The organism is Bradyrhizobium sp. P3_C3 (assembly GCF_056402655.1).
Genome location: NZ_JBFUGY010000034.1, coordinates 50,629 through 73,786, shown reverse-complemented (window position 1 = coordinate 73,786; position 23,158 = coordinate 50,629). Strand labels below are relative to the sequence as shown.

The 23,158-nt window shown below is 64.6% G+C and carries 23 protein-coding genes, 1 tRNA gene and 1 riboswitch; of the genes, 9 read left to right on the top strand and 15 right to left on the bottom strand.

What is annotated here, in order from left to right:
* Nucleotides 1-5 precede the first annotated feature (5 nt).
* The 6 genes from xylA to AC1DW2_RS31525 all read right to left on the bottom strand — a co-directional run bounded on the left by xylA (nucleotide 6) and on the right by AC1DW2_RS31525 (nucleotide 5,558).
* Complete coding sequence (gene xylA / locus AC1DW2_RS31550; RefSeq protein WP_477007906.1) at nucleotides 6-1,328, bottom strand: xylose isomerase; 1,323 nt, start codon at nucleotides 1,326-1,328, stop codon at nucleotides 6-8.
* Nucleotides 1,325-2,782, bottom strand: a complete 1,458-nt coding sequence (gene xylB, locus AC1DW2_RS31545; protein WP_166348195.1) for a xylulokinase — start codon at nucleotides 2,780-2,782, stop codon at nucleotides 1,325-1,327. Before xylB ends, xylA begins: the two co-directional genes overlap by 4 nt.
* A gap of 83 nt (nucleotides 2,783-2,865) precedes the next feature.
* Nucleotides 2,866-3,909 carry a LacI family DNA-binding transcriptional regulator gene (locus tag AC1DW2_RS31540; RefSeq protein WP_477007905.1) on the bottom strand — a complete coding sequence of 348 codons (1,044 nt, stop codon included), beginning with the start codon at nucleotides 3,907-3,909 and terminating at the stop codon, nucleotides 2,866-2,868.
* Between the two features lie 88 nt (nucleotides 3,910-3,997).
* The gene (locus AC1DW2_RS31535) at nucleotides 3,998-4,462 is read right to left on the bottom strand and encodes a GNAT family N-acetyltransferase (protein ID WP_477007923.1); all 465 of its coding nucleotides are present in this window, start codon (nucleotides 4,460-4,462) and stop codon (nucleotides 3,998-4,000) included.
* A 2-nt stretch (nucleotides 4,463-4,464) separates the two neighbouring features.
* The gene (locus tag AC1DW2_RS31530) at nucleotides 4,465-4,977 is read right to left on the bottom strand and encodes a GNAT family N-acetyltransferase (RefSeq protein WP_166348189.1); all 513 of its coding nucleotides are present in this window, start codon (nucleotides 4,975-4,977) and stop codon (nucleotides 4,465-4,467) included.
* Nucleotides 4,977-5,558 carry a helix-turn-helix domain-containing protein gene (locus AC1DW2_RS31525; protein ID WP_028160282.1) on the bottom strand — a complete coding sequence of 194 codons (582 nt, stop codon included), beginning with the start codon at nucleotides 5,556-5,558 and terminating at the stop codon, nucleotides 4,977-4,979. Before AC1DW2_RS31525 ends, AC1DW2_RS31530 begins: the two co-directional genes overlap by 1 nt.
* A 402-nt stretch (nucleotides 5,559-5,960) precedes the next feature.
* On the opposite strand from AC1DW2_RS31525, the gene AC1DW2_RS31520 reads away from it, so the two are divergent.
* Nucleotides 5,961-6,812: a HamA C-terminal domain-containing protein gene (locus tag AC1DW2_RS31520; RefSeq protein ID WP_477007904.1), complete on the top strand. Its 852-nt coding sequence runs from the start codon at nucleotides 5,961-5,963 to the stop codon at nucleotides 6,810-6,812.
* Nucleotides 6,809-8,893 (top strand): DEAD/DEAH box helicase, encoded by a 2,085-nt coding sequence (locus tag AC1DW2_RS31515; RefSeq protein WP_477007903.1) that lies wholly within the window; start codon nucleotides 6,809-6,811, stop codon nucleotides 8,891-8,893. The genes AC1DW2_RS31520 and AC1DW2_RS31515 overlap by 4 nt, the downstream gene beginning before the upstream one ends.
* Nucleotides 8,894-8,919: 26 nt before the next feature.
* Here AC1DW2_RS31515 and AC1DW2_RS31510 read toward each other — a convergent pair.
* Nucleotides 8,920-8,993, bottom strand: a tRNA-Gly gene (locus tag AC1DW2_RS31510).
* A 173-nt stretch (nucleotides 8,994-9,166) separates the two neighbouring features.
* On the opposite strand from AC1DW2_RS31510, the gene AC1DW2_RS31505 reads away from it, so the two are divergent.
* The 5 genes from AC1DW2_RS31505 (at nucleotide 9,167) to AC1DW2_RS31485 (ending at nucleotide 12,333) form a co-directional block, all read left to right on the top strand.
* The gene (locus tag AC1DW2_RS31505; RefSeq protein WP_477007902.1) at nucleotides 9,167-9,742 is read left to right on the top strand and encodes a methylated-DNA--[protein]-cysteine S-methyltransferase; all 576 of its coding nucleotides are present in this window, start codon (nucleotides 9,167-9,169) and stop codon (nucleotides 9,740-9,742) included.
* Between the two features lie 95 nt (nucleotides 9,743-9,837).
* A complete protein-coding gene (locus AC1DW2_RS31500) occupies nucleotides 9,838-10,677 on the top strand; it encodes a helix-turn-helix transcriptional regulator (RefSeq protein WP_477007901.1) in 840 nt (279 codons plus the stop codon).
* A 55-nt stretch (nucleotides 10,678-10,732) separates the two neighbouring features.
* Entirely contained in the window at nucleotides 10,733-11,092 is a 360-nt protein-coding gene (locus AC1DW2_RS31495) for a VOC family protein (RefSeq protein WP_477007900.1), read from the top strand.
* Between the two features lie 247 nt (nucleotides 11,093-11,339).
* Complete coding sequence (locus tag AC1DW2_RS31490; protein WP_028169971.1) at nucleotides 11,340-11,741, top strand: SRPBCC family protein; 402 nt, start codon at nucleotides 11,340-11,342, stop codon at nucleotides 11,739-11,741.
* A 100-nt stretch (nucleotides 11,742-11,841) separates the two neighbouring features.
* Entirely contained in the window at nucleotides 11,842-12,333 is a 492-nt protein-coding gene (locus AC1DW2_RS31485; RefSeq protein WP_477007899.1) for a hypothetical protein, read from the top strand.
* Here AC1DW2_RS31485 and AC1DW2_RS31480 read toward each other — a convergent pair.
* From AC1DW2_RS31480 to AC1DW2_RS31465, 4 genes are all read right to left on the bottom strand, one after another.
* Nucleotides 12,330-13,775, bottom strand: a complete 1,446-nt coding sequence (locus AC1DW2_RS31480) for an MATE family efflux transporter (RefSeq protein ID WP_477007898.1) — start codon at nucleotides 13,773-13,775, stop codon at nucleotides 12,330-12,332. The two genes, AC1DW2_RS31485 and AC1DW2_RS31480, sit on opposite strands and share 4 nt — an antisense overlap.
* 162 nt (nucleotides 13,776-13,937) lie before the next feature.
* Nucleotides 13,938-14,990, bottom strand: coding sequence for a hypothetical protein (locus tag AC1DW2_RS31475; protein ID WP_477007897.1), 1,053 nt, complete (start codon nucleotides 14,988-14,990; stop codon nucleotides 13,938-13,940).
* Nucleotides 14,991-15,094: 104 nt separating this feature from the next.
* A complete protein-coding gene (locus tag AC1DW2_RS31470) occupies nucleotides 15,095-15,508 on the bottom strand; it encodes a PAS domain S-box protein (protein ID WP_477007896.1) in 414 nt (137 codons plus the stop codon).
* A gap of 170 nt (nucleotides 15,509-15,678) precedes the next feature.
* The gene (locus AC1DW2_RS31465; RefSeq protein ID WP_477007895.1) at nucleotides 15,679-16,815 is read right to left on the bottom strand and encodes a 2'-deoxycytidine 5'-triphosphate deaminase; all 1,137 of its coding nucleotides are present in this window, start codon (nucleotides 16,813-16,815) and stop codon (nucleotides 15,679-15,681) included.
* A gap of 80 nt (nucleotides 16,816-16,895) precedes the next feature.
* Nucleotides 16,896-16,975: riboswitch (SAM riboswitch) on the top strand.
* 71 nt (nucleotides 16,976-17,046) lie between these two features.
* Here AC1DW2_RS31465 and AC1DW2_RS31460 point away from each other — a divergent pair.
* Entirely contained in the window at nucleotides 17,047-18,243 is a 1,197-nt protein-coding gene (locus AC1DW2_RS31460) for an O-succinylhomoserine sulfhydrylase (RefSeq protein ID WP_477007894.1), read from the top strand.
* An 83-nt stretch (nucleotides 18,244-18,326) separates the two neighbouring features.
* On the opposite strand, the gene AC1DW2_RS31455 is transcribed toward AC1DW2_RS31460, so the two are convergent.
* From AC1DW2_RS31455 to AC1DW2_RS31445, 3 genes are read right to left on the bottom strand one after another with little or no spacing between them, the layout of a single operon-like run.
* The gene (locus AC1DW2_RS31455; protein ID WP_071909137.1) at nucleotides 18,327-19,316 is read right to left on the bottom strand and encodes an SGNH/GDSL hydrolase family protein; all 990 of its coding nucleotides are present in this window, start codon (nucleotides 19,314-19,316) and stop codon (nucleotides 18,327-18,329) included.
* A gap of 12 nt (nucleotides 19,317-19,328) precedes the next feature.
* Complete coding sequence (locus AC1DW2_RS31450; RefSeq protein WP_063979875.1) at nucleotides 19,329-20,108, bottom strand: SGNH/GDSL hydrolase family protein; 780 nt, start codon at nucleotides 20,106-20,108, stop codon at nucleotides 19,329-19,331.
* On the bottom strand, nucleotides 20,108-21,373 hold the full coding sequence (locus AC1DW2_RS31445; RefSeq protein ID WP_063979876.1) for an OpgC domain-containing protein: 1,266 nt from the start codon (nucleotides 21,371-21,373) through the stop codon (nucleotides 20,108-20,110). The genes AC1DW2_RS31450 and AC1DW2_RS31445 overlap by 1 nt, the downstream gene beginning before the upstream one ends.
* Nucleotides 21,374-21,553: 180 nt before the next feature.
* On the opposite strand from AC1DW2_RS31445, the gene apaG reads away from it, so the two are divergent.
* Nucleotides 21,554-21,946 (top strand): Co2+/Mg2+ efflux protein ApaG, encoded by a 393-nt coding sequence (gene apaG, locus AC1DW2_RS31440; RefSeq protein ID WP_014491305.1) that lies wholly within the window; start codon nucleotides 21,554-21,556, stop codon nucleotides 21,944-21,946.
* Nucleotides 21,947-22,087: 141 nt separating this feature from the next.
* Here the strand turns inward: apaG and AC1DW2_RS31435 are convergent, their stop codons facing one another.
* Nucleotides 22,088-23,095, bottom strand: coding sequence for an Hsp33 family molecular chaperone (locus tag AC1DW2_RS31435; protein WP_477007893.1), 1,008 nt, complete (start codon nucleotides 23,093-23,095; stop codon nucleotides 22,088-22,090).
* Nucleotides 23,096-23,158 lie beyond the last annotated feature (63 nt).

Sequence of the window (23,158 nt, the reverse complement as noted above, 5' to 3'; positions counted from 1 at the left end):
CTTCCTCAAACGTAACGGTTGACCAGGGATTCCAGATATTCCTGCCGCCCCGAGCGCGGCCGCGGGTCGAAGCCGGGGCTGAGCGCACGGTCGGCAAGTTCGGCGAGCGAGCGCTGGCCGCCGAGAATGGCCCGGCCCTCGGGTCCCGCCCATCCCTCGTAGCGCTGCGCGAGCGGTGCGGTGAGGGCGCCGGCATCGAGCATGTCGGCGGCGGCGAGGAACGCGCGCGCGCAGGCATCCATCGAGCCGACATGGGCATGGATCAGATCGTCGGGGTCGATCGACTGCCGCCTGATCTTGGCGTCGAAATTGAGCCCGCCCGAGGTGAAGCCGCCGCGATTCAGGATCTCGTGGAACACCAGAGCCAGCTCCGGCACGTTCATCGCGAACTGGTCGGTGTCCCAGCCGAGCAGATCGTCGCCACGATTGACGTCGAGCGAGCCGAAGATGCCGAGCGCCTCGGCGAGCGCGACCTCGTGATGGAAGGAGTGGCCGGCGAGAATGGCGTGGTTCTGCTCGATGTTGAGCTTGACGTCGTTCAGGAGATCGTAGCGCTCCAGGAAGCCGTAGCAGGTGGCGACGTCGAAATCATATTGATGCTTGGTCGGCTCCTTCGGCTTCGGCTCGATCAGGATCGGGCCCTTGAAGCCGATCTTGTGCTTGTGCTCGACGACCAGCGAGATGAAGCGGCCGAGCTGGTCGAGCTCGCGCTTGAGATCGGTGTTGAGCAGCGTCTCGTAGCCCTCGCGCCCGCCCCACAGCACATAATTCTGGCCGCCGAGCCGGTGCGTCACCTCCAGCGCGGCGCGGACCTGGCCGGCGGCATAGGTGAAGATTTCGGGGTCCGGATTGGTCGCGGCACCCGCCATGTAGCGGCGATGCGTGAACAAATTGGCCGTGCCCCAGAGCAAGCGGACTTTTGCGGAGGCCATCTTCGCTTCGAACAGATCGGCGATCGCGTTGAGATTGGCGACGGACTCGCTGAGCGAACTGCCTTCCGGCGCCGCATCGACGTCGTGGAAGGTGAAGAAGGGCACGTCCAGCAGGCGGAACAGCTCGAAGGCGACATCGGCCTTGGCGCGTGCCTGCGCCATCGCATCAACACCTTGATGCCAGGGGCGCAGAAAGGTCTCGCCGCCGAAGGGATCGCCGCCCGGCCAGCAGAACGAATGCCAGTAGCAGACCGCAAAGCGCAGATGATCCTCGAGCCTGCGGCCATGGACGAGGCGGTCCTTGTCGTACCAGCGGAAGGCGGGCGTGGTTCCCGCATCCTTGCCGCCGAAGGCGACAGGGGCGCTTGCATCGAAGAATTTGGCTGGTGCGTTCACTTAAGGCTCTCCTTCAACGCAGGATAAATCTCGCGCCACTGCCGATAGGCGTCGTCATAGGCCGCAGTGACGGATGCGCGGGGCGCAAAGCTCGCGAGCCGCCGCGGGCGCTTGCACACTTCCGCGGGATCTTCGCCGGTGGCGGCAAGCCGGCCGAGCCGTGCGGCGCCGAGCGCCGCCCCGACCTCGCCCTCCTCGACGCGGTGGACGGGAATGCCGAGCACGTCGGCGCAGATCTGCGCCCACAGCGGCGAGCGCGAGCCGCCGCCGACGAGATCGACCTCCGCGATTGGCCCGCTGGCCGCGCTCAGCGCCGCGAGGTTGTCGCGCGCGGCGAAGGCGACGCCTTCCAGCACGGCCTGCACGATCTGGCTGCGCCCGGTCGCACCGCGCAGGCCGACGAAGGCGCCGCTGGCGGCGGCATCGTTGTGCGGCGTGCGCTCGCCATCGAGATAGGGCAGGAATTTTATGGAGCTCGGTCCGTCGACACGCTCGCCGAGCGGCGCCAGGAGCGCGGCGGCCGGCGTCTCCATCACGCCGGCGAGCCAGGCCAGCGAAGCCGCGGCCGACAGCATCACGCCCATCTGGTGCCAGAGGCCGGGCAGCGCATGGCAGAACGCATGCACGGCCGAAGCCGGCGCCGGTGCAAACCGATCGGTGACGCGGAACACCACGCCTGATGTGCCGAGCGACAGGAACGCATCGCCCGGCGCGATCGCGCCGAGCCCGATGGCGCTCGCGGCATTGTCGCCGGCACCGCCGGCGATCACGACATCATTCGCCATGCCCCAGCGCCGCGCGAATTCCGGCGCGAGCACTGCACTGACCTCGCTGCCCTCGACGAGGCGCGGCATGTGGTGGAGATCGAGCCCGACGGCATGCAGCAGCAGCGCCGACCAGCGGCGCAGACCGACGTCGAGCCACAGCGTGCCCGCGGCGTCGGACATGTCCTCGACCATCTCGCCGGTGAGGCGATAACGCACATAGGCCTTCGGCAGCAGCACCTTCGCCACGCGCTCGAAGATCTGCGGCTCGTGCCGCGCGACCCAGAGCAGCTTGGGCGCGGTGAAGCCGGGCATTGCCAGATTGCCGGCGATCGTGTGCAGCGACGGGCAGCGCCGCTCGAGCGCGACGCATTCGGCGTGCGAACGGCCGTCGTTCCACAGAATAGCGGGGCGCAGCGGCCGTCCATCCTCGTCCAGCAGCGTCGCGCCATGCATCTGGCCGGACAGCCCGATGCCGCGCACCTGCGCGACCTCGCGCGGATGGCGGGCGGCGAGATCGTCGACGGCGCCAACCGTCGCATCGACCCAGGCGTCGGGATCCTGCTCGGACCACAGCGGCGCGGGATGCGACAGCGCAAGCTCGCGCGCGGCCGTCGCGACAATCGCGCCGGTTTCGCTCACGAGCACCGCTTTCACACCGGATGTGCCGATGTCGATACCGAGATACACGCCGTCCTCCCTTTCGCCTGTTGCGGTGCGCGATCTCAGAGTCGCCCTTTCCGCAACGGACCGTTCTGAAAATCCACCCGCCCCTAGGGCAAATTGTCCCGCATCACGATGTCGATCCTGATCTTCTCCTGTTCGCGCAAGATCGGCTCGCCGCGCGCAAGCGCGAGCAGCACGCGCACGGCGGCGCGCGCTTCATGCCCGGGGTTCTGCGAGATCGCGGCATCCATCACGCCCTGCAACAGCAGCCGGCGCGTCAGTGCGGTGACGTCGTGTCCGACGAACACCACCTGCTTGCCGCGGCCGGCATCGCTCAACGCTTTGGCGACGCCTTGCGTGCCTGCGCCGACGTTATAAAGGCCGACAATGTCAGCATGCCTGCCGAGCAGCTGCGCCAGAACCTGTTCCGAACGGCCGTCTTCGTCGCGCCCTTCCAGCACCGGCAGCACGCTGAGATCGGGGAATTCCGACGCCATCACCTGGCTGAAGCCGAAGATGCGTTCGGAATGGTCGCGCAGGCCCTGCGAGCCCGCGACGATCGCGACCTTGCCGGACCGTTGGCCGACCAGCCGACCGACCAGCGCGCCGGCGGTGCGCCCCGCCGCAATGTTGTCGATGCCGACATAATGGTGGCGACGCGAGGACGGCACGTCCGAGACCAGCGTCACGACCCTGGTCCCGGCGTCGACGAGATCGTTGATCGCGGCGCGGACCCCGGGATGGTCCAGCGCCACCACGGCGACGCCGTCGTAATCGCCGGACAGCGTCTCCAACGAGGCCGCGAGCGCGGACGGGTCGAACACATCAGTGGCGACCACCTCGACGCCGAGACGGCGGGCCGAGAGCCAGGCCGACATCTCGCCGAGATAGGCCTCGATCTGCTGCATGAAGGGGTTCGGCCCCGCCGGCATCACGAAGGCAAAGCGGCGGGCACGGCTGCGGGCGAGCTCGGCGGCGGCGACGTGCGGCTGGAAGGCGTTGCGCTCGATCGCCGCCTTGACGCGCCGGACCGTATCGGGCCGCACGCCCGGGCGGTTGTGCAGGACGCGGTCGACCGTCGCAAGGCTGACGCCCGCCTCGCGGGCGATGTCCTTCAGCGTCAGCGCGGTCGCGGTGAGAGTATCGGCCATGGCTGAAGGTTATCGAGGTGTTTTGAGGTACGCAACTCATTTTGAGGCGCAGGGCGATGTTTTCGGGCCCGGGTTACACCGCGCGGCCTCAGCCGCCGGTCAGGTCGAGCGTCAGGAACAGGCTGTTGGGATCCTCGACATAGCCCTCGAACGGGCCGCAGAGCACAAAACCGTGCGCCTGGTAGAGCGCATGCGCGGGCTTGAAATAATCCCAGGAGCCGGTCTCGAGGCTGAGCCGCTGCGAGCCACGCGCGCGGGCCTCAGCGATGATGTGGCGGAGCATCTGGCCGCCGAAGCCGCGCCTCCGCGTCGTTTGCAGCGTGTGCATCGACTTCACCTCGCCATGGTCGGCCGAGAGCATCTTCAGCGCGCCGGTGGCGACCAGCGTCTCGCCGTCCCAGCCGGTCCAGAACGCGACGTCGCTCGCGCGCAGCCCAGCGAGATCGAGCGCATGGGCGCTGCCCGGCGCGGTCTGCGCCCGCGCAGCCGCTGCGTGATGGTCGAGCAGCGCAACGACGCGCGGATCAAAGGTATCGCCGGTGCGGACCTGCATCGTCACGGCCTCACCTCACTTGAAAGCCGCTTCTGCATGAGGACCATATCGAGCCAGCGGCCGAACTTGCAGCCGACCTCCGGCATGCGGCCAACCTCGGCAAAGCCGAACGACGCGTGCAGCCCGGTCGAGGCGGAATTCGAGGCCTCGATCGCGGCGACCATCGTGTGCTTGTTGAGCGCAGTCGCGCGCTCGATCAGCGCGGCCATCAGGCTGCGGCCGACGCCGAGCCGATGATGTTGCACGCCGACATAGACCGAATTCTCCACGGTGTGGCGATAGCCGGGCCAGGGGCGGAAATCGCCGAATGATGCGAAGCCGACGACGTCCCTGCCCTTCATCGCGACCAGCACGGGATAGCCGGCCGCTTGCCGTGCGCGCATCCACTCGCGCCGCGAGGCCAGATCAGCCGGTCCGTCGGTCCACACCGCCGTGGTGTTGATCGCGGCGTAATTGTAGATGGCCAAAATATCTTCGGCATCCTCAAGCGTGGCGTCCCGCACGATCAGCGACATCACATTTTCCCGTACGATGTGCCGCGCCGCGTGATGATGACGTAGCGCGCATCCTGTTTGGTTTCGTTCTCGAAGGTCACCGCCCGCATCACGTCGAAATCGAGACAATCGCCGTCGCGCAGCCGCACGGTCTTGGCGTCGATATGCACGCAGACCGCGCCCTCCAGCATCAGCAGCTGCTGGGTGAACGCGTTGCGGCCCCAGGGGCTGTAGGAGACGCGCGCACCGGCCGGCAGGTCGACGACGATGATCTCGATGCCACTTGCCGCATCCGGCGGCGAGGCGTGCCGCCGACGGTAACCGCTGTCGGGATCGCGCCAAAGCGGCTGGTCGGCAAGCCGCATCAGCCGCTCCGGCGGCTTTTCCGCGAGCGCGACGACGTCGCTGAGGGTGACATCGAGCGCCGCGCAGAGCTTGTTGAGCAGCGCAGCGGTGGCGCTGCTCTGCGCCCGCTCCACCCTCCCGATCATGGCCCGGCTGACACCGGAGCGCGTCGCGAGTTCGTTCAACGTCATGCCCGCCTGCGTCCTCAACGTCTTCAAGCGACGACCGATCGCACGGTCGAGTTTTTGCTGGTCCATGGTCTTCATCCAAACATTGCCCGGCCACAGACCGCACCCGCCAGGTGAGAGGAGCTTAGCGCGGACGGAGGCGAACGCCGGGAACGATGGGCTCATATATTAGAATCTCTACGCGACGCACGATCACCGCGCTTGCGCTGCAAGATCAAATGGAAATGCAATCGGGGGAGCCTGGAGCCGGGAAGCGTATCAGACCTTCGCGCAGCAGCGATTGCGGATGGGTGGACCGCCCCGCAACGATAATATTGCTAATTTAATCAATGCATTACGGGAATTTTACTGCATTTACTCCGCTTTCAGCAGCTTCGGCCCCGCCCCCCTCGTGTCGCACTCCTTACGTTTGATTGCCTTCGGCACAACCATAAGCAATGCTAGGAAACTGGACCGGGGGAATGAGTCGGGTTGACCGCATACAGCAACAAACCAAAGCGGTTTCTTGAGAGGCTTTACTTTCAGGACGTGGGCAATCCTGTCGACGGGATTTGCTGTGCCGGCTTCGAGCTCAAGGCGTGGCGATGCGTCCCATTCGCAGAGCACCTGATCGAGTGGTTGCCGGAATACGCGCTGCCGGAGGACGAGCTCGCGGTCAATCACGGCAACATGTACGTGAAGCTCAAGCAGGCGGCGATCCGCGTCTACACGAGCGAGAAGTACAAGAAGCGCGGCGAGGCCGGCGAGATCGCGCTGCACGCAATTTGTCGTGATTACTTCGGCACACTGCCAATTTCTAACCGCGTCTTCTACAAAAGTGCCTCGAACGATGTGGTCAAGGCGTTCGACATGGTCCACGCTCGTTTTCCGGAAAAGGGTGGGGTTGAACTTTGGCTTGGCGAGTCCAAACTCTACATGGACACGAAGGAGGCCATTGCCGAGGCACTCAAATCCGTCACGGAACACCTGCAACAGGGCTTCCTGAAAGAACAGAAACTCATTCTTGGACCGCAGATCCCGAAGACGACGCCTCGATACGCTGAGTTGATGCAACTGTTCGAGCCTCAGACGAGCCTCGACAAGTTCATTTCGTCCGGCGTCTTCGTCATCGGCATCCTGTCCACCAGTGCTGCGTGCGGAAAGACGGCGACGATCGACGCGGCCTACAAAGCCGCGTTGGAGAAGGAGTTCGCCGAAATCAGCAAGAAGCTCGCGAACTCTGGCCTGACGAAGGACATCCGCGTGGTGCTGATCTACGTGCCGCTCGCGGACAAAGAAGGCTTTGTCACCGCGTTCGATACAAAATTGAAGGGGCTGCAATGACAGTGACCCAACAGCAATGGCACGAAATCGAAGGTCTGCAGGGACCCGCGTTGAAGAATCGCGTCTTCTCGATCTTGCAGGACACTGCGCGCGACATACAGAAGCTACCCGTCGATGACCCCGGCGTGCTCAACGTCGTGCCGCGCCTCGCTGGCCTTTTGGAGACGCGGCCTGAGCTGGAGTCATATCGCGAGGTGTTCAGCAGCTTAGCGCGTGCGGTGGGGCTGTGGAACTACATCGAAAAGGACACGGCTGATTACCGTGACGCCGCTGTTGCTGATGCGGTTACCTCGGCTGAGCTGAACGGCATTACTTTTCATCGAGAGCAAATAGCCGCGCTGAACACGCTGCTCGCCGGCAAAAACCTTGTGCTGAGTGCGCCGACGAGTTTCGGGAAAAGCCTGCTTATCGACGCCCTACTTGCGACCGGCAAGTACCATCGCGTAGCGATCGTGCTGCCTACCATTGCTCTCCTTGATGAATTTCGCCGGCGGATCGAGCGTCGCTTCGGTGATCGGTTTGCGCTGATCATGTACCACTCGCAGGTGGCGCCGACGGAAGGCAACGTGATCTTCCTCGGCACACAGGAGCGCCTGATCAACCGCAAAGACCTGGGGCTGATGGATTTGGCCGTGGTCGATGAGTTCTACAAACTCGACCCCACGCGCCAAGACGACCGAAGTTCGACGCTGAACGCAGCCGTCTATCAGCTTCTCCGCCGGTCAAATCAGTTCTTCTTTCTGGGGCCGAACATTGAAGCGGTTCGCTACTCCGCGGACAATCGCTGGAAATTCGAGTTCCTGCATACTCGCTTTTCGACCGTCGCGGTCGACACGTTTGACCTGACGCGCATCAAGAACAAAGAGGAGCGGCTTACGCAGGAGCTGAAGAGCAAAGGTAACTGGCCTGCGCTCGTTTTCATCTCCTCGCCTGATCGCGCCAATACGCTTGCCACTAAGCTGACTGAAGACGTCACGTTTTCTGAGGTCGGCGAGATGTCCGATTGGATCGATGAAAACTTTGGAGAGGGCTGGGAACTAAGCGACTCGGTCGCCTCAGGCGTAGCGGTACATCATGGCCGTATTCCGCGCTCGTTGGCATCGCAGTTCGTGCGCATGTTCAATAGCGGCGAGATTCCGATCCTGATTTGCACGTCAACCCTCATCGAGGGAGTGAATACGGCTGCCAAGTCAGTTCTGATCTACGACAAGAAAATTGCCCGTCGTGACTACGACTTCTTCACGTTCTCGAACATTCGAGGTCGTGCCGGTAGGCTGGGCCAGCACCACGTCGGTGCCGTATACCTGTTCCATTCGCCTCCTGACCAAGAGACCGTCGAAGTCGAACCCCCTTTGTTCGGAGACCTGGATGAAGCGCCTGATGAACTAGTCGTGCATATCTCCGATGAAGATAGTTCTCCGACGATCAGCGACCGCGTAGCTGAGCTTGCGGCTACCATGGAGCTCAGCCCTGAAGAGCTTCGCTTGGCATCCTCAGTCGGCCTAGAGGATGCCGCCGCGTTGAGGCAATATACTCAGACGGCGTCTCGGCGGGGCGCGTTGATACACTGGAGCGGTTCACCCAAGTACAATGATGTGCTCGCGGTCTGCCGGGTGATATGTGAGGTACGTCAGGCAAGCGAGTTTGGCGTTTTCAGCGCTGCGCAGCTCGCCATGTACCTGAGCAGCCTGCGCAACAACGGCACACTGAAAGGCTTCTTCCGCTGGCACAGCGGGTCGTATAAGGGTGATCCGCAGCGGCAGGACAACGTTTTCAAATTCCTTCGCGCTTGCGAATACGGACTGCCGCAGCTCTTCTCTGTTGTCGAACTGTTCGCGAAGCGCATCCGACCGGAAACCAACTACAGCCTGTTCATCGCCGAAATGCCACGATGGTTCAGGGCCGAAGTGCTCAAGAACCTAGATGAGCAAGGCGTTCCCGTTCAAATCTCGGAGCGCTTTCTGCGGAATAGCGACACAATCGATACCCTACGGAAACGCCTGATACTGGAGGCGCAGAGTTCACGACCGGCGCTGACGGCGTTTGAGAAGCGGTGGATTTTGGATGCCTTGGCGAACTAGCACGGGCGCCATGGTGAAACAGGGCTTGGAGCGGGCGAAGGGAATCGAACCCTCGTATGCAGCTTGGGAAGCTGCCGTTCTACCATTGAACTACGCCCGCGAATGCGCGTCTCACGCCAACCCTGATTAGCCGAGACGGCGCCCGCCGCCAAGCGCTTTGGCGCGGCCGGACGGACGGTTGTTAACGTCCTGGCAAGATTTTGGGTGCGCCGGATTGTGGCGGTGTTATGATCGCGCGTCTGGGGAGAGACGTGCACTGAGTGGGGCGTGTGCATGGTGGGGCGTAGCTACGCGATATTCAACACGGCCATAGGGCGCTGCGGCATCATCTGGAGCAGCACCGGCGTGGTCGCCGTGCAATTGCCGGAGGCGCGGGAGATCGACACCCGCCGCCGGATTTTTGCGGTCCATCCCGAGGCGCGCGAGCAGCAGCCTCCGCTGAATGCCGAGCTCGCGATCGAGGGCATCGCAGGCTTGCTGCAGGGCGGCGACCCTGATTTTTCCGAGGTCAGCCTGGACGCAGGCGGCGTCCCCGGCTTCCACCGGCGCGTTTATGAAGCCGCCTGCGCCATTCCGCGCGGGGAGACGCGCACCTATCACGAGATCGCCAAGGCGCTGGGCGCCTCCGGCGCCGCGCATTCGGTGGCGCAGGCGATCGCCAAAAATCCCTACATGCTGATCGTGCCCTGCCACCGGGTGCTGGAGGCCGGCAATTACGCCGACCGGCTCTCGCCTTACGGCGGGGTGATCTCCAAGCGGCGGCTGCTGGCGCTCGAGGGCGCCCATCCGGTCGCGAGCAAGACGCTGTTCGAGGTGTTGCTGCCCGTTGCCCCACCGAGGCCCAGCTAAGGCGCGATCGCAATCGCACCTTAGCTTTGTTTTTTGGGCATGATCTTGTCGGACAACCGCTACACACTCGTCCGGATCATGCCTAGATAGGTGGCATGGATGCGACCACGCTGCTGACCACGCAATCGATCACGGTCTCCGAGTTTCGCTGCGATGCGGGACCGGACGACAAGCCGTTCGCGGAATGCCGCACGGGGCATTCCATTGCCTATGTCCACTCCGGCAGCTTCGGCTGCCAGTGCCGCGCCGGCTTCTTCGAGCTGGTGGCGGGCTCGATGCTGGTCGGCGCTCCCCGCGAGGAATACACCTGCACGCATGAGCATGTCAGCGGCGACGTCTGCCTGGGCTTCTTCTTCAGCGAGGACCTGGTCGATGCCCTCGGGGGCTGCCGCGAGATCTGGCAGGTCGGCGCGACACCGCCGCTGCCCGAGCTGATGGTGCTGGGCGAGCTCGCCCAGACGGCGGCAGATGGCAACAGCGACCTCGGTCTCGACGAGGTCGGTCAAATTCTCGCCGGCCGCTTCATCGATGTCGTCTCGGGCAAGGCGCGCAAGCCGGCCACGCCCACCGCACGCGACCGCCGCCGCGCAGTCGAAGCCGCGCTGTGGATCGACGCCAACTCGCATGCCGAGGTCGATCTCGAACAGGCGGCGCGGCAGGCGGGCCTCAGCCCGTTCCATTTCCTGCGGCTGTTCTCAGCCGTGCTCGGCGTCACCCCGCATCAATATCTGGTGCGCTCGCGGCTACGCCATGCGGCGCGGCTGCTGACAGATGATGACATCGCGGTCACCGACATCGCCTATGACGTCGGCTTCGGCGATCTCTCCAATTTCGTCCGCACCTTCCATCGCGCTGCCGGCGTGTCGCCGACGAAGTTCCGGCAAGCGTCGAAGGGCGAGCGCAAGATTCTCCAAGAGCGCGCTACCCTCAACTGAATAGGGTCGTCTCCGGCGCGTGCCAGTTGCGGCGCGCTTTGAAATGGAGACGATCATGTACGACCACATCGGACTGCGTGTTGCCGACCTCGACGCCGCCACGCGCTTCTACACCGCGGTGCTGGCACCGCTCGGCTACGCCCTGTGCTCCAGCGGCGACGGCTATGCGGGCCTCGGGCCGAAGGGCGAGCCGGCGCTCTGGCTGCACCTGAACAAGGGACGCAAGGCCGACGGTGCGCATATCGCGTTTCGCGCCAAGGACCATGATGCGGTCAAGGCATTCCACAGCGAGGGCCTGAAGAGCGGCGGCCGCGACAATGGCGGCGCCGGCCCGCGCAAGGACTATAGCCCGACCTACTACGCGGCGTTCCTGATTGATCCCGATGGCAACAACATCGAGGCGGTTTGCGTGTGAGCGTCGGCCGCGATCGCCTCACAAGCTGTCATGCCCCGGCTTGACCGGGGCATCCAGTACGCCGCGGCTTCTCGATTCATTGACAGTGGCCTCTGGAATACTGGATCGCCCGATCCCGTCTCCGCCAAGGCTTCGCCGGGCCAAGAACTCACTCGGCCGCCGAAGCCTTAGCGAAGGCGGCAAGTCGGGCGATGACACCTGAGATGATGGCCCTATCGCTCGTCTCTCCACATTATAGGAATCAACCATGGCCTCCATCCACAACGACATTTCCCTCCCCGTTCCCGCCCGCGACGTCTGGGACGCCGTACGCGATTTCGGCGCGCTACCTCAGCGGCTGGCGCCGGGCTTCGTCACCGCCTGCACGCTCGACGGCGATGCACGCATCGTCACCTTCGCCAATGGATCAGTGGCGCGCGAGGTGCTGGTCGATTGCGACGATGCGCGGCAGCGGCTGGTCTACGCCATCAACAACGAGCGGCTCAGGCATTACAGCGCCTCGGTGCAGGTGATCGCCGAGGGCGAGGCGAGCTGCCGCCTTGTCTGGATCATCGACATGCTGCCGAACGAGCTTGCGGCTTACGTCCAGGGGCAGACCAGGGACGCCGTCGCCGCGATACACCGGGCGTTCCCAGCCGTGGCTGCGTGATCCTTCTCACAGAGCCCTGCCCTCGCCGGCCCTAACGATGGCCGCGTGCGTCCGGTTGGCTCCGCTCTCCCGGCGGAGCCACGCACGCGAGGAGCAGGCCATGAGAGGTGCGGATAAGGTGATCTGCCAGGCAGCCGCCGTGCTGCTGCTGTTTTCGATCTCAAGCGCGCCGGCAAAGGCGCAGTTCCTCGGCGGTGGAGGCGCCGGCGGCGAGGACATGATGACCCAGATGGCGCCGATGCTGGAGATGATGAAGGCGAAGATGGGCAAGCGCCGCTTCGCCATGCTGATGCAGACCATGGGTCCGATGATGAGCCGCATGATGGAGAACGGCGGCGGCGGGCTCGGCGGCATGATGGGGGGCGGCGGCGGCAATTTCGGCGGTGGCTTCGGCGCGCCCAACTACGGCGGCTACACGCCGATGGGCGGTGGCGGCTACATACCGACCGGAATGGGCGGCATGGGCGGCGGCGATATCATGGGCATGCTCGGCGGCTCCGGCGGCGGCGACATGATGGCGATGATCCCGCAATTGATGCGGCTCGCCAATGTCGGCGGCGGTGGCGGCCATCGCCGCCACAGACACCGCTAGTCTGCAACGCCCGAAAGCGCAGGCCTGATCGCAGGCTTGCTCTCGCGCGGCCCCCAGCGTGTCAGCACCACGCTGGAGCACGAGAGCAGGCCGAGCACGACCATCGAGCTCGCAGCCAGCCAGAAGAAGCTCTGCGCGGTGGCGTCATGCGTCGACAGCCACCAGCCGCAGGCCGCGATGTAGATCAGCCGCGCGGTCTGCGCCAGCACCGGCCCGATCACCTTGGCCGCGCCCTGCGACGAGAAATACATCGTCGAGGCGAGCCCTATGAAGGCGTAGAATGGCGCCACCGTCGACAGATATTCATGGCTGGTCGCGCGCACGGTGGCGCTGTCGGTGAAGATGTTGACCCAGAGATCTGGGAACAGCGCGACGAGGCACGCCGGCGCGCCGACGGCGACGAACGCGCTCGCACCGGCGATCCAGGCGATGCGCCGGGCGCGCGCGATGCGCACCGCGCCGATCGCCATGCCGATCATCGGCACCGAAGCGATGCCGAACGAGAACGCGATCGAGGTCAGCAAAAATTCGAGCCGCGCGCCAATGCCGTAACCGGCGAGGATCGCGGTGCCAAATTTTGCCAGCATGTGGGTGAAGATCGAGATCGTCAGCACCGATTGCAGCGGCGAGAAGCAGGCGATGGCGCCGACCTTCAGGATATCGAAGAACATCGCCCACTGGACGCGAAGCCCGCGCAGTTTCGGCACGATTCGGGCGCGGCCGGAGAACAGGTACCAGCCCATCACGCAGATATTCACGGAATAGGCGATCAGCGAGCCGGCCGCGACGCCGCGCATGCCGAACTGCGGCACGGGCCCGAGCCCGAGGCCCAGCGTGCCGCCAAGCACGACCTGCATGACCGCGGAATTCAGCATCAACAGCGAGGGCAGCTTCATGTTGCCAGTGCCGCGCAACACGCCGGCCATGGTGTTGAGCAGCCACGGCAGCACGGCCCCGCCAAAAAACACCTGTGTGTAGGCGACCGCATGCGTCAGCACATCCCCGCGTCCGCCGAGCATCTCCAGCACCTTGGGTCCGAAGATCAGCATGCCCAGCATGAAGACGAGGCCGAAGGTGATGCCGATCAGCAGCGCATGTGCGGCGAGCGTGCCGGCACGCTCGCGGTCGCCTGCGCCGAGCGCCCGCGCGATGGCCGACGCCACGGCGCCGCCCATGGCCCCGCCGGACATCGTCATGGTCAGGATCACTGTCGGAAACACCAGCGCCATTGCCGCCAGCGCTTCGACGCCGAGCCGGCCGATATAGGAGGTCTCCGCGATCACCACACAGGTGCCGGCCGACAGCGCGACCACGTTCGGCCAGGCGAGGCCGAGCAGCGTGCGCAGAATCGGCCCGTCCATCAGCGCGCTTCGTACCGGCCGCGGAGGCGGCGGCAACGGGCGCTCTTGTTCATCGACCGGGATTTCGGCGATGTCGGACATGTCCTCTCCCGGGCGCAGGCCATTCGCGGCGCGGCAATGCGTAGGTGTGCCAATAAATTTCTTCGCGCGGAAGGCGCGGCGACAGGCTTAGCACGGCAATTGCCGATTCCTCCTGCGCCGGATGCAGGCGTGCCCTGCGGCAGCGCATTTCAACAGGTGGAATTACTCAATGGTCCACACCAGCGGCGGCCGACCGCCCGCTGTCGGGCGCAGGTGCACGCCGATGTGCCGCCCGCATCCGGCAGCGAGCCCCTCGAACAACCCTTCCAGCACCTTGGTGCAGGCGCGATGATGGTCGGCGACGTCATCCATCAGCTTCCAGCTCTGCTGACGAAATTCAAACGTGCCTTCTGACGCGGTCGTCTCGGCAGAGTCATCCTGCGCGGCAAACAGCGCATTCAGGAACGCCGCGAATTCGCTGGCGCCACCGCGGCTCATAGACAGCGCCGCCGCGACCTCGTCAAAATACTGCATCCCGATCAGCTTGCCGGTGAGGTGCAGGAGATAGCCGGCGTCTTCCGGGCCGAACAATTGCACCATGACGGGCGCGGCGGTGCGCACATATTCCATCGCGTAGTTGCGGTAGGCCTTTTCCAGCCGCGGCTTCGGCCAACTCGCAACGGGCAACGCAGGCGCGGCCTTTGCGTCGAACAACGGCGCTTCCAGATGGCGCGCGAACATCAGGCGTTGATCCAGATCGAGCAGGTGGTCGTACTGATAATAATAGCCTTCGAGACCGTCCTGCCCATCGACGCTCTGCTTGGTGCAGACGAAGCCGAGCCTGAGATCGCCGAGCGCGACGCCATTGTTGGCGTGCCAGCCGCGCAGCATCGCGCGGCTGACCTCACCCGGCACGCCGCAGATCGCGGTACCCTTCCAGATCCAGCGCGGCGGCGGATAGCGGATCCAGGCTTTGCGGTCGCTCTCATACATGTACTCGACATGCACGCCGCCGATCCAGTTGGAGAGATAATGATATTGCGCGGCGGCCACCGCCGGCGGCAGATGATTGAGACCGAGCTTTTCGAGCCCCGGCAGGAAGCGCTCCTGCTGCTGGCGGCGAAACACGCGGAAGACGAATTCGGCAGCATCCGCCGTGCCGCGCCGTGTGACGACGGTGAGGATGAGTCCGGTGAAATAGGCGTGATGGAGGTCGGCGACCGCGCGCCAGCGCTTCCATTGCGCTTCTTGTGCTGCGTCTGTTGCGGCGGTCATGTTCGCTCCCGATCGTTGTTTTGATCGAGTGTGTCACTGCGCCCGGTACGAGGCAACCTGACGCTCGAGCAGAGCGCCCTGCACGCCAGCCCGTCAATTCCGCATCACGAATTTTGCGCAAGCCTGGCCGCGCGCTCGCGCTCGACGCGCTCGGTGACGTCGCGCGCCATCGCGACCGATCCGACCACGGCACCACCGGCATCGCGCACCAGCGCGAAGGTCATCTCGATGTAGAGCTTGCGTCCGCTCTGGTGCAGCGCGCGGGTCAGCGTCGGCCTGCCCGAAAGCTTCATCGCCCCGGTGGCAAGCGCAGCTTCGAAGCCCTTCCAGTGCGCGGCACGCAGATGTTCGGGAATGATCAGATCGAGGTTCTGGCCGAGCGCTTCGTCCGCCGAGAAGCCGAACAGCGTGGTTGATGCGCGATTCCAGCGTGTGATCGTGCCGGCTCGATCCGAATAGATCAGCGCGTCCGCGACGTCGTCGAGGATTCTTGCGTCGAGTTCGGATGAATTGGTCATCGGGAAGCCTCCCACGCCGCCGGAACTTGTTTAGCATCCTGCCACACATTCGGTGTCATCGCCCGACTTGATCGGGCGATCCAGGATTCCGAGGCGGCAGTGATTAAATCGAGAGGTTGCGGCGTACTGGATGCCCCGGTCAAGCCGGGGCATGACAGTAGGGTGTGTAGCTACACCCGAAAATGCTTCGATAGTTTGAGCCCCTGCGCCTGGTAGTTCGAGCCGATGCGCTGGCCGTACATCGCGTCGGGGCGCGACAGCATCTTCTCGTAAACGAGGCGGCCGACGATCTGGCCGTGCTCGAGGATGAACGGCACCTCGCGCGAGCGCACTTCGAGCACGGCGCGCGATCCTTGCCCGCCAGCGCCGGCATAGCCGAAGCCGGGATCGAAGAAGCCGGCATAGTGCACGCGGAACTCGCCGACCAGGGGATCGAACGGCACCATCTCCGCGGCGTAATCGGGCGGCACCTGCACGGCTTCCTTGGAGGCGAGGATGTAGAACTCGCCGGGGTCGAGGATCAGGCTGCCGTCGGGACGCGCCGAGATCGGCTCCCAGAAATCCTCCACCGCATAGCCGGAGCGGCGGTCGACGTCGACGACGCCGGTGTGGCGCTTGGCGCGATAGCCGACGAAGCCGTTGGCCTTCTCGCCGGAGAGGTCGACGGAGACGGCGACGCCGCCGGTGAGATCGGCATCGTCGAGATCGACGAGACGCTCGGTCGCATGCAGCGCCTCGAGCTCGTCGATGTTGAGGATGGCATCTCCGGTGCGGAAGCGCACCTGGCTCAGGCGCGAGCCCTCGCTGACCAGCACCGGAAACGTCTTCGGGCTGATCTCGGCGTAGAGCGGGCCGTGATAGCCGGCGCCGATCATGTCGAAGCGTCGGGTGCCGTCGGCGATGACGCGGGTGAAGACATCGAGCCGGCCAGTCGAGCTTTTGGGGTTGGCGGCCGCGACGATCTCCGGCGGCAGCGCCAGGCTTTCCAGGAGCGGCACGATGTAGACGCAGTTGGTCTCCAGCACCGCGCCATCGGCAAGGCTGAACTCGTGCAGCTTCAACTCGTCGATGCGCTCGGCGACGGTCGCGCCGGGCCCCGGAAGAAAGCTGGCGCGAACGCGATAGGCGATGTCGCCGAGACGAAGATCGAGGCTCGCCGGCTGGATCTGGCTCTCGACGAAATCGTAGGCAGGCAGGATCAGCCCCGCTTCCGCCATCGCCGCGATCATGCGGTCGGGCAGGATACCATTGGCGTCGGCGGCGACTGTGAAGCTCAACCGGGGGTCCTCGTCAGGGGTCAAATGCATCCGGACATGCGGGAAATAACAGCCTTTTACGGCTATCCGATGGACGCCTTGACGGAAAGGCCATTGCGGAATATGAGCATCACTTATCCCGTGGTGATTTGAGCCGGCCGGCTTGCAGCCACGTTAAATAAGTCGCTAAACAGGCCGGGGACCTCTGTGATCCCGGCCCGTGGAAGTTATCCAGGCCGGTTTTTTTGTGACCATTTTCGATGGTCACGCAGAGGAGGTCCTATGTCGAAGTCCCCGGCGTCCACCACGCAATACCGTCCCGAAACCCGCCTGGTCCATTCCGGCACCCTGCGCTCGCAATATGGCGAGACGTCGGAGGCGCTGTTCCTGACCCAGGGCTACGTCTACAACAGCGCCGAGGAGTGCGAGGCGCGGTTCAAGGGCGAGGACCCCGGCTTCATCTATTCGCGCTATTCCAACCCGACCATCTCGATGTTCGAGCGCCGCATGATCGAGCTCGAAGGCGCCGAAGCCGCGCGTTCGGCCGCTACCGGCATGGCCGCGGTGACGACCGCGATCCTGGCGCCGCTGAAGGCCGGCGATCACGTGGTGGCCTCGCGCGCCCTGTTCGGCTCCTGTCTCTACGTCATCCAGGATCTGTTGCCGCGCTACGGCATCGAGACGACGTTGGTCGACGGAGCCGATCTCGACCAGTGGCAGCGCGCCTTGAGGCCGAACACCAAGACGTTCTTCCTGGAGAGCCCGACCAACCCGACGCTCGACGTGCTCGACATTCCCTCGATTGCCGAGATCGCGCACAGCGGCGGCGCGCGGCTCGTCGTCGACAACGTGTTCGCGACGCCGATCTGGCAGAGCCCGCTCGCGCTAGGGGCCGACGTCGTGGTCTATTCCGCGACCAAGCACATCGACGGCCAGGGCCGTTGTCTCGGCGGCATCATCCTGTCGTCGGAAGCCTTCATCGCCGAGCACATCCACAATTTCATGCGCCAGACCGGCCCGTCGATCTCGCCGTTCAACGCGTGGGTCCTGCTCAAGGGCCTGGAAACGCTCGGTGTGCGCGTGCGCGCGCAGACCGAGACGGCGGGACGCATCGCCGACGTGCTGGCGAGCCATCCGAAGATTTCGCGGCTGGTCTATCCCGGCCGCGCCGATCATCCGCAGGCAGCTCTCGTGAAGAAGCAGATGCGCGGCGGCTCGACCCTCGTCGGCTTCGAGGTCAAGGGCGGCAAGCAGGGTGCGTTCCGCGCGCTCAACGAGCTCAAGCTTGCAAAAATCTCGAACAATCTCGGCGATGCCAAGAGCCTCGTCACGCATCCGGCGACCACGACGCATCAGCGCCTCAAGCCGGAAGACCGCGCCGCACTCGGCATCAGCGAGGGCTTCATCCGCTTCTCGGCGGGGCTCGAGCATGTGGATGATCTGATCGAGGATCTGACCGCGGCGCTGGAGAAGGCGTGAGGCGATTGGGCTCTCGTAGGGTGGATTAGCTAGCGGACTGCGCTTCGCGCAGCCGCGAGCTAACCCACCCTACGGCACCGAGCCTACATCGGCCGATACGTTCGCACGTCCGCGGGCACGTTGACGCCGAGCTTGATCTGACCGACGGAGCGGATGATGTCGTCGCCGAGGATCTGCGCGAAGCAGGCATAGCCCCAATCGTTCATGTGCAGGCCGTCGGCGATCACGAAACTCTCGACCGGGATCGATTGATTCTCGTGCCAGTCGCGCATCACCTCGAAGCGGGGGAAGATGCCGACGTGACGGAGCTCGGCGACCTTGCCGAGCAGGTGCACCATCTTTCCGGCGCTCTCCTTGCGCTGGTTGACGGCTGGCGAATATTGCGGATCGACCAGCACGATGTCGGCGCCGCCAGCGGCCTGGATGCGGGAGATGCCGTCCTCGACCATCTTGGCGGTGTCACCGGGATCGAGATTGCGCAGCACCGCATTGGTGCCGACCTGCCAGATCACGAGATCCGGATGCACGTCGATCACCTCCTTCTGGAGGCGCTTCATCATCTCGGGCGCGTCCTCGCCGCCGACGCCGGCGTTGATGACGGTGATGTCGGCGGTCGGATATTGCCGGCGGAGCTGCGCGGCGAGACGGTTCGGATAGTTGAAATCGGGCGAGCTTGCGCCATAGCCTGCCGTCGACGACGAGCCGAACGCAACGATCACGACGGGTTTGCCGGCGACGAGCTTGCCCGCAACATGCGGCAGCGAGCCCATCGCCTTCGAGCCACCCTTCGGCGTGAGGCAGGGCACGCGGCTGAAAATGTCCCCGGCGGATTTCGCGACCTGCTTCACCTTGTCGATGGCGCGGGCGGTCACGCCGCGCTGCTCGTGGGACGTCGCGGCGACGGTGGTCTGGGAGGGCGAAGCGGAAGCCGGACTAGCGGCCTGCTGCGGCGCGGGCGTTGCCTGCGTGGCCTGCGCCTGCACTGGTGCCAGCGACACCGGCGTCAGGAGCAGCAGAGCCGCCGCGGGCGCAGCCAGCCATGCTGTCAACCAAAAAGGGCGGAGAGAACTCATTAACGCTAGACCTCAATTTTGCTGCTGGGCCGGCCCCAGATGGGCTGCGTCGATCACAAACTGTGCCAACGCCCGGCCAAGGCAGTCATGGACCTGTTTCGCCAGCTCTGGCCCGCGGGACGGGCTGAACAGGTCGAACTGACCCTGATCATTCCACTGCCGCATGATCGCGAAACGGTCGAACAGCGGGATGTCATGCTCCTGCGCCACCACCCGCATATTGTCGAGATAGGGCGGCACCGAGATCATGGTTTCGGTACGCGGGCTGTACTGCAAGTTCATCAACACGACGTCAGCCCCTGCTTTTTGCAGCGCGGAAACCCCTTCGGTCACCGCCCCGCGAAAATCATCGGGATCAATCGCTCGGATAGCATCCACAGTCCCGGTCTGCCAGATGACCAAAGTAGGCCTTTTTGCTTCCATCAGCTTAACGAAGGTCGCGGCCGCCTCCTCGGCCGTCTTCTTGCTCTGTATTTCTACGGAGACGTGCACGGTCTCCGACGGCAGCAGCCTGTCCTGCAGGATGGCCTGCATGCGCGCCGGATAGGAGCTGTCCTCCGAGGCCGGAATCGTGGTCGAACGGCTGCCGATGACCAGGATTTCGAGCGGTTTGCCGGCCTTGATGGCATCGGCGACCCTCGGAAGCTGGCTTTCAGTGGTGAGCAGATAGGATGGCAATTCGCAGGCCGGGGGCGCGGCCGGAGCAGCCGGCACGGCATCGCCCGCGCGCGCCAGGGGCGCGGCGAGGTTACCGCACAGCAGGACCAGGCTCAGGAGAACCTTCGCCTTCATCAGCCCCCTCCCGCCAGATCGGCGTTGCCGACGGCGTTTTTGGTTTTCGCACCGCTCTTGTCAGCCACGCGCTTGTACCACGAAATCACCCAGGCAACGCCCCACATGATCAGGATTCCGGAGAGACTAATCAGCGCATGCATGGCTGCGCCGCCGGAGACTTCGGCCAGGATGAAATGGCCGGCGAAGGCGAGGAAGACGCCGAGACAAAAGATCTCCAGGGAATGCTGGCCGCAGAGGATCAGCGGCCGCAGCCAGGGCGATTTCAGGCCCGGCCATTCCCGGGGCAGGAAGCGAACGGTGAGTGCGGCGAACGCCAGGAAATGCGTGAAGCGCAGCACGTCGAGATCGGCCTTGTCGATCGGATACATCCACTGCTCGAGCCGCCTCGGCATGAAGTGGGAGAGCTGCGGCACATACCAGGTCAGCGTCACGTAGAACGCCGCGACCAGATAGGCGATCGATATCCACATCGTGACGCGGGACGCCAGGATGCGCGACATGCGTCGCGCACCTCCGAGCGCACACCATGCACCGAATACGAAAAGCAATTGCCAGGCGAAGGGATTGAACGCCCAGAAGCCGTTCGGATAGGCCGACAGATAGAGGTCGTATTCCCAGGTCACCGCGTAGAGCAGAACCGAGAGGCCGAGCGTCACGTCGGGCCGCCATTTCATCAGCCACAAGATCAAGGGCAGCGCCAGCATCAGCACGATATAGAGCGGCAGCACGTCCATGTTGACCGGACGAAAGCGCAGCAGCAGCGCCTGCACGATCGTGACGTCGGGCTGCTTGAGGAAATCCATGATGCCCATCTCTTCGGTGTAGAGCGGGTTCTCGAACCTGGTCGCAACGTAGGAGATTTCGGCGAGGAAGATCGTGAACAGAAAGACGTGGGCGACATAGATCTGCCAGACGCGCCGCAGGATGCGCGCGGTGGCGACGACGAAGCCGCTTTCGAGCATGGCACGACCGTAGACGAACGCCGCGGTATAGCCGGAGATGAAGATGAAGATCTCGGTGGCGTCGCTGAAGCCGTAATTGCGGATCGTGAACCAGGTCAAAAGGCTCGGCGGCAGATGGTCGACGAAGATCAGCCACAGCGCGAGCCCGCGGAACAGGTCGAGCCGGAGCTCGCGCTCGCCGATGGCGGGCAGCGTGATGGCCGGCGCGGCGGAGCGCAGCTTCGCCTCCGCAGGTCTGGCCTCCGCAGGCTTGCCGGTTCCCGCGATCGTCGATCCCGTCACTTGGTCGGCAATGGTCATCGGGGGTTCGAAACCCTTCCGCAAATCGCGACGTGTCATGGAGTGTACAGGTCCGGCCGTCGTCTCGCAAAGCGGCCGGATCACATTGGGTCTACTTCCTCGGCAATTCTGGCGGCACGATGTCACCAAAACCGCCTGCGGGCGTTGGTTCCCGGCCGGGTTTTCGTTATGATGGCAGCCATGTATCGCGCCGTGACCCGCCAGATCGAAGTGACCGTCGAGCCGAACTTTGTTCCGGAGCAGTCGTCGGCTGACCGCTCCCGCTATTTCTGGTCCTACACCATCGTCATCACCAATTCCGGCGACGAAACCGTGCAGCTGAAGACGCGGCACTGGATCATCACCGACGCCACCGGCCGCCAGCAGGAGGTCAGGGGCGAGGGCGTCGTCGGCGAGCAGCCGACCCTGGCTCCCGGCGAGCGCTTCGAATACACCTCCGGCGTGCCGCTCGCGACCGCCTCGGGTTTCATGACCGGCCGCTACCAGATGGTCAGCGAAAGCGGCGAACGCTTCGAGATCGACGTGCCGACGTTCTCGCTGGACAGCCCGGACAACAAGCGGGTGTTGAACTAGCGCGGTGCCGTAGGGTGGGCAAAGGCGCAAAGCGCCGTGCCCACCATTCCAAACGTGGCGCATAAGATGGTGGGCACGCTGCGCTTTGCCCACCCTACGACTGGATTACTTCGCTGCGTGCGCAATGACCAGGGATCGTGCCTACGCGTCTTCCACGCCCGCCTCGTGCGGCGTGAACTGGTACACCGACGAGCAGAACTCGCAGGTCACGACGACCTTGTCGTCCTTGACCATCGCGGCGCGATCGTCGGGCGAGAAGCTCTTCAGCATCGCACCAACCGCGTCGCGCGAGCAGGAGCATTGCGCCTTCAGGACCAGCGGATTGAACACGCGCACCCCGCGCTCGTGGAACAGGCGGAACAGCAGCCGCTCGCCGGAGAGTTCGGGGTCGATCAGCTCGACGTCCTCGACGGTCTCGACCAGTGAACGCGCCTCGACCCAGGCGTCGTCTTCGGCGACAGCATGCACCTCGGCGCCTGCGGGCGCATCGCCGGGATGCAGATCGGCCTGACGCGCGCGCTCGGGCGCCTTCGGCAGGAACTGCATCAGCATGCCGCCGGCGCGCCAGCGATGCTTGCCGCCGTCGTTCGAGCGCCACTCCTCGCCGACCGCGAGACGCACGCGCGTCGGGATCTGCTCGGAGCGCAGGAAATATTCGTGGGCGGCATCTTCCAGGCTGCCGCCGTCGAGCGCGACCAGACCCTGGTAGCGGCTCATGTCGGGACCCTGGTCGATGGTCATGGCGAGATGACCGTTACCGAGGAGCGTGCCGGAATCTTTTGTCTCGCCGAGGCGCTCGGCATCGTAGCGCGCATAGGCGCGCAGGCGATCCGGCGCCATGTAGTCGACGACCAGGAACGACACCGGACCGTCGGTCTGGGCCTGGAGGATGAAGCGGCCCTCGAACTTCAGCGCCGAGCCGAGCAGCGTCGTCAGCACGATGGCCTCGCCGAGCAGCTTGCCCACGGCAGCGGGATAATCGTGCTTGGTCAGGATCTCGTCGAGCGCGGGACCAAGCCGCACGAGGCGACCGCGCACGTCGAGTGCGTCGACCTCGTAAGGCAGCACGGCGTCATCGATGGGAACCGCTGATGGTGCGCGAACCGGGCCTTCAGGCCCGGTATTCATGTCAGGGGATTGGGAAACCATGGCGCTTTATCTGGGGTCGATGGAGGAAAATGGAAGAGGGCTCAAGGGTGGTGTGTTCCGGAT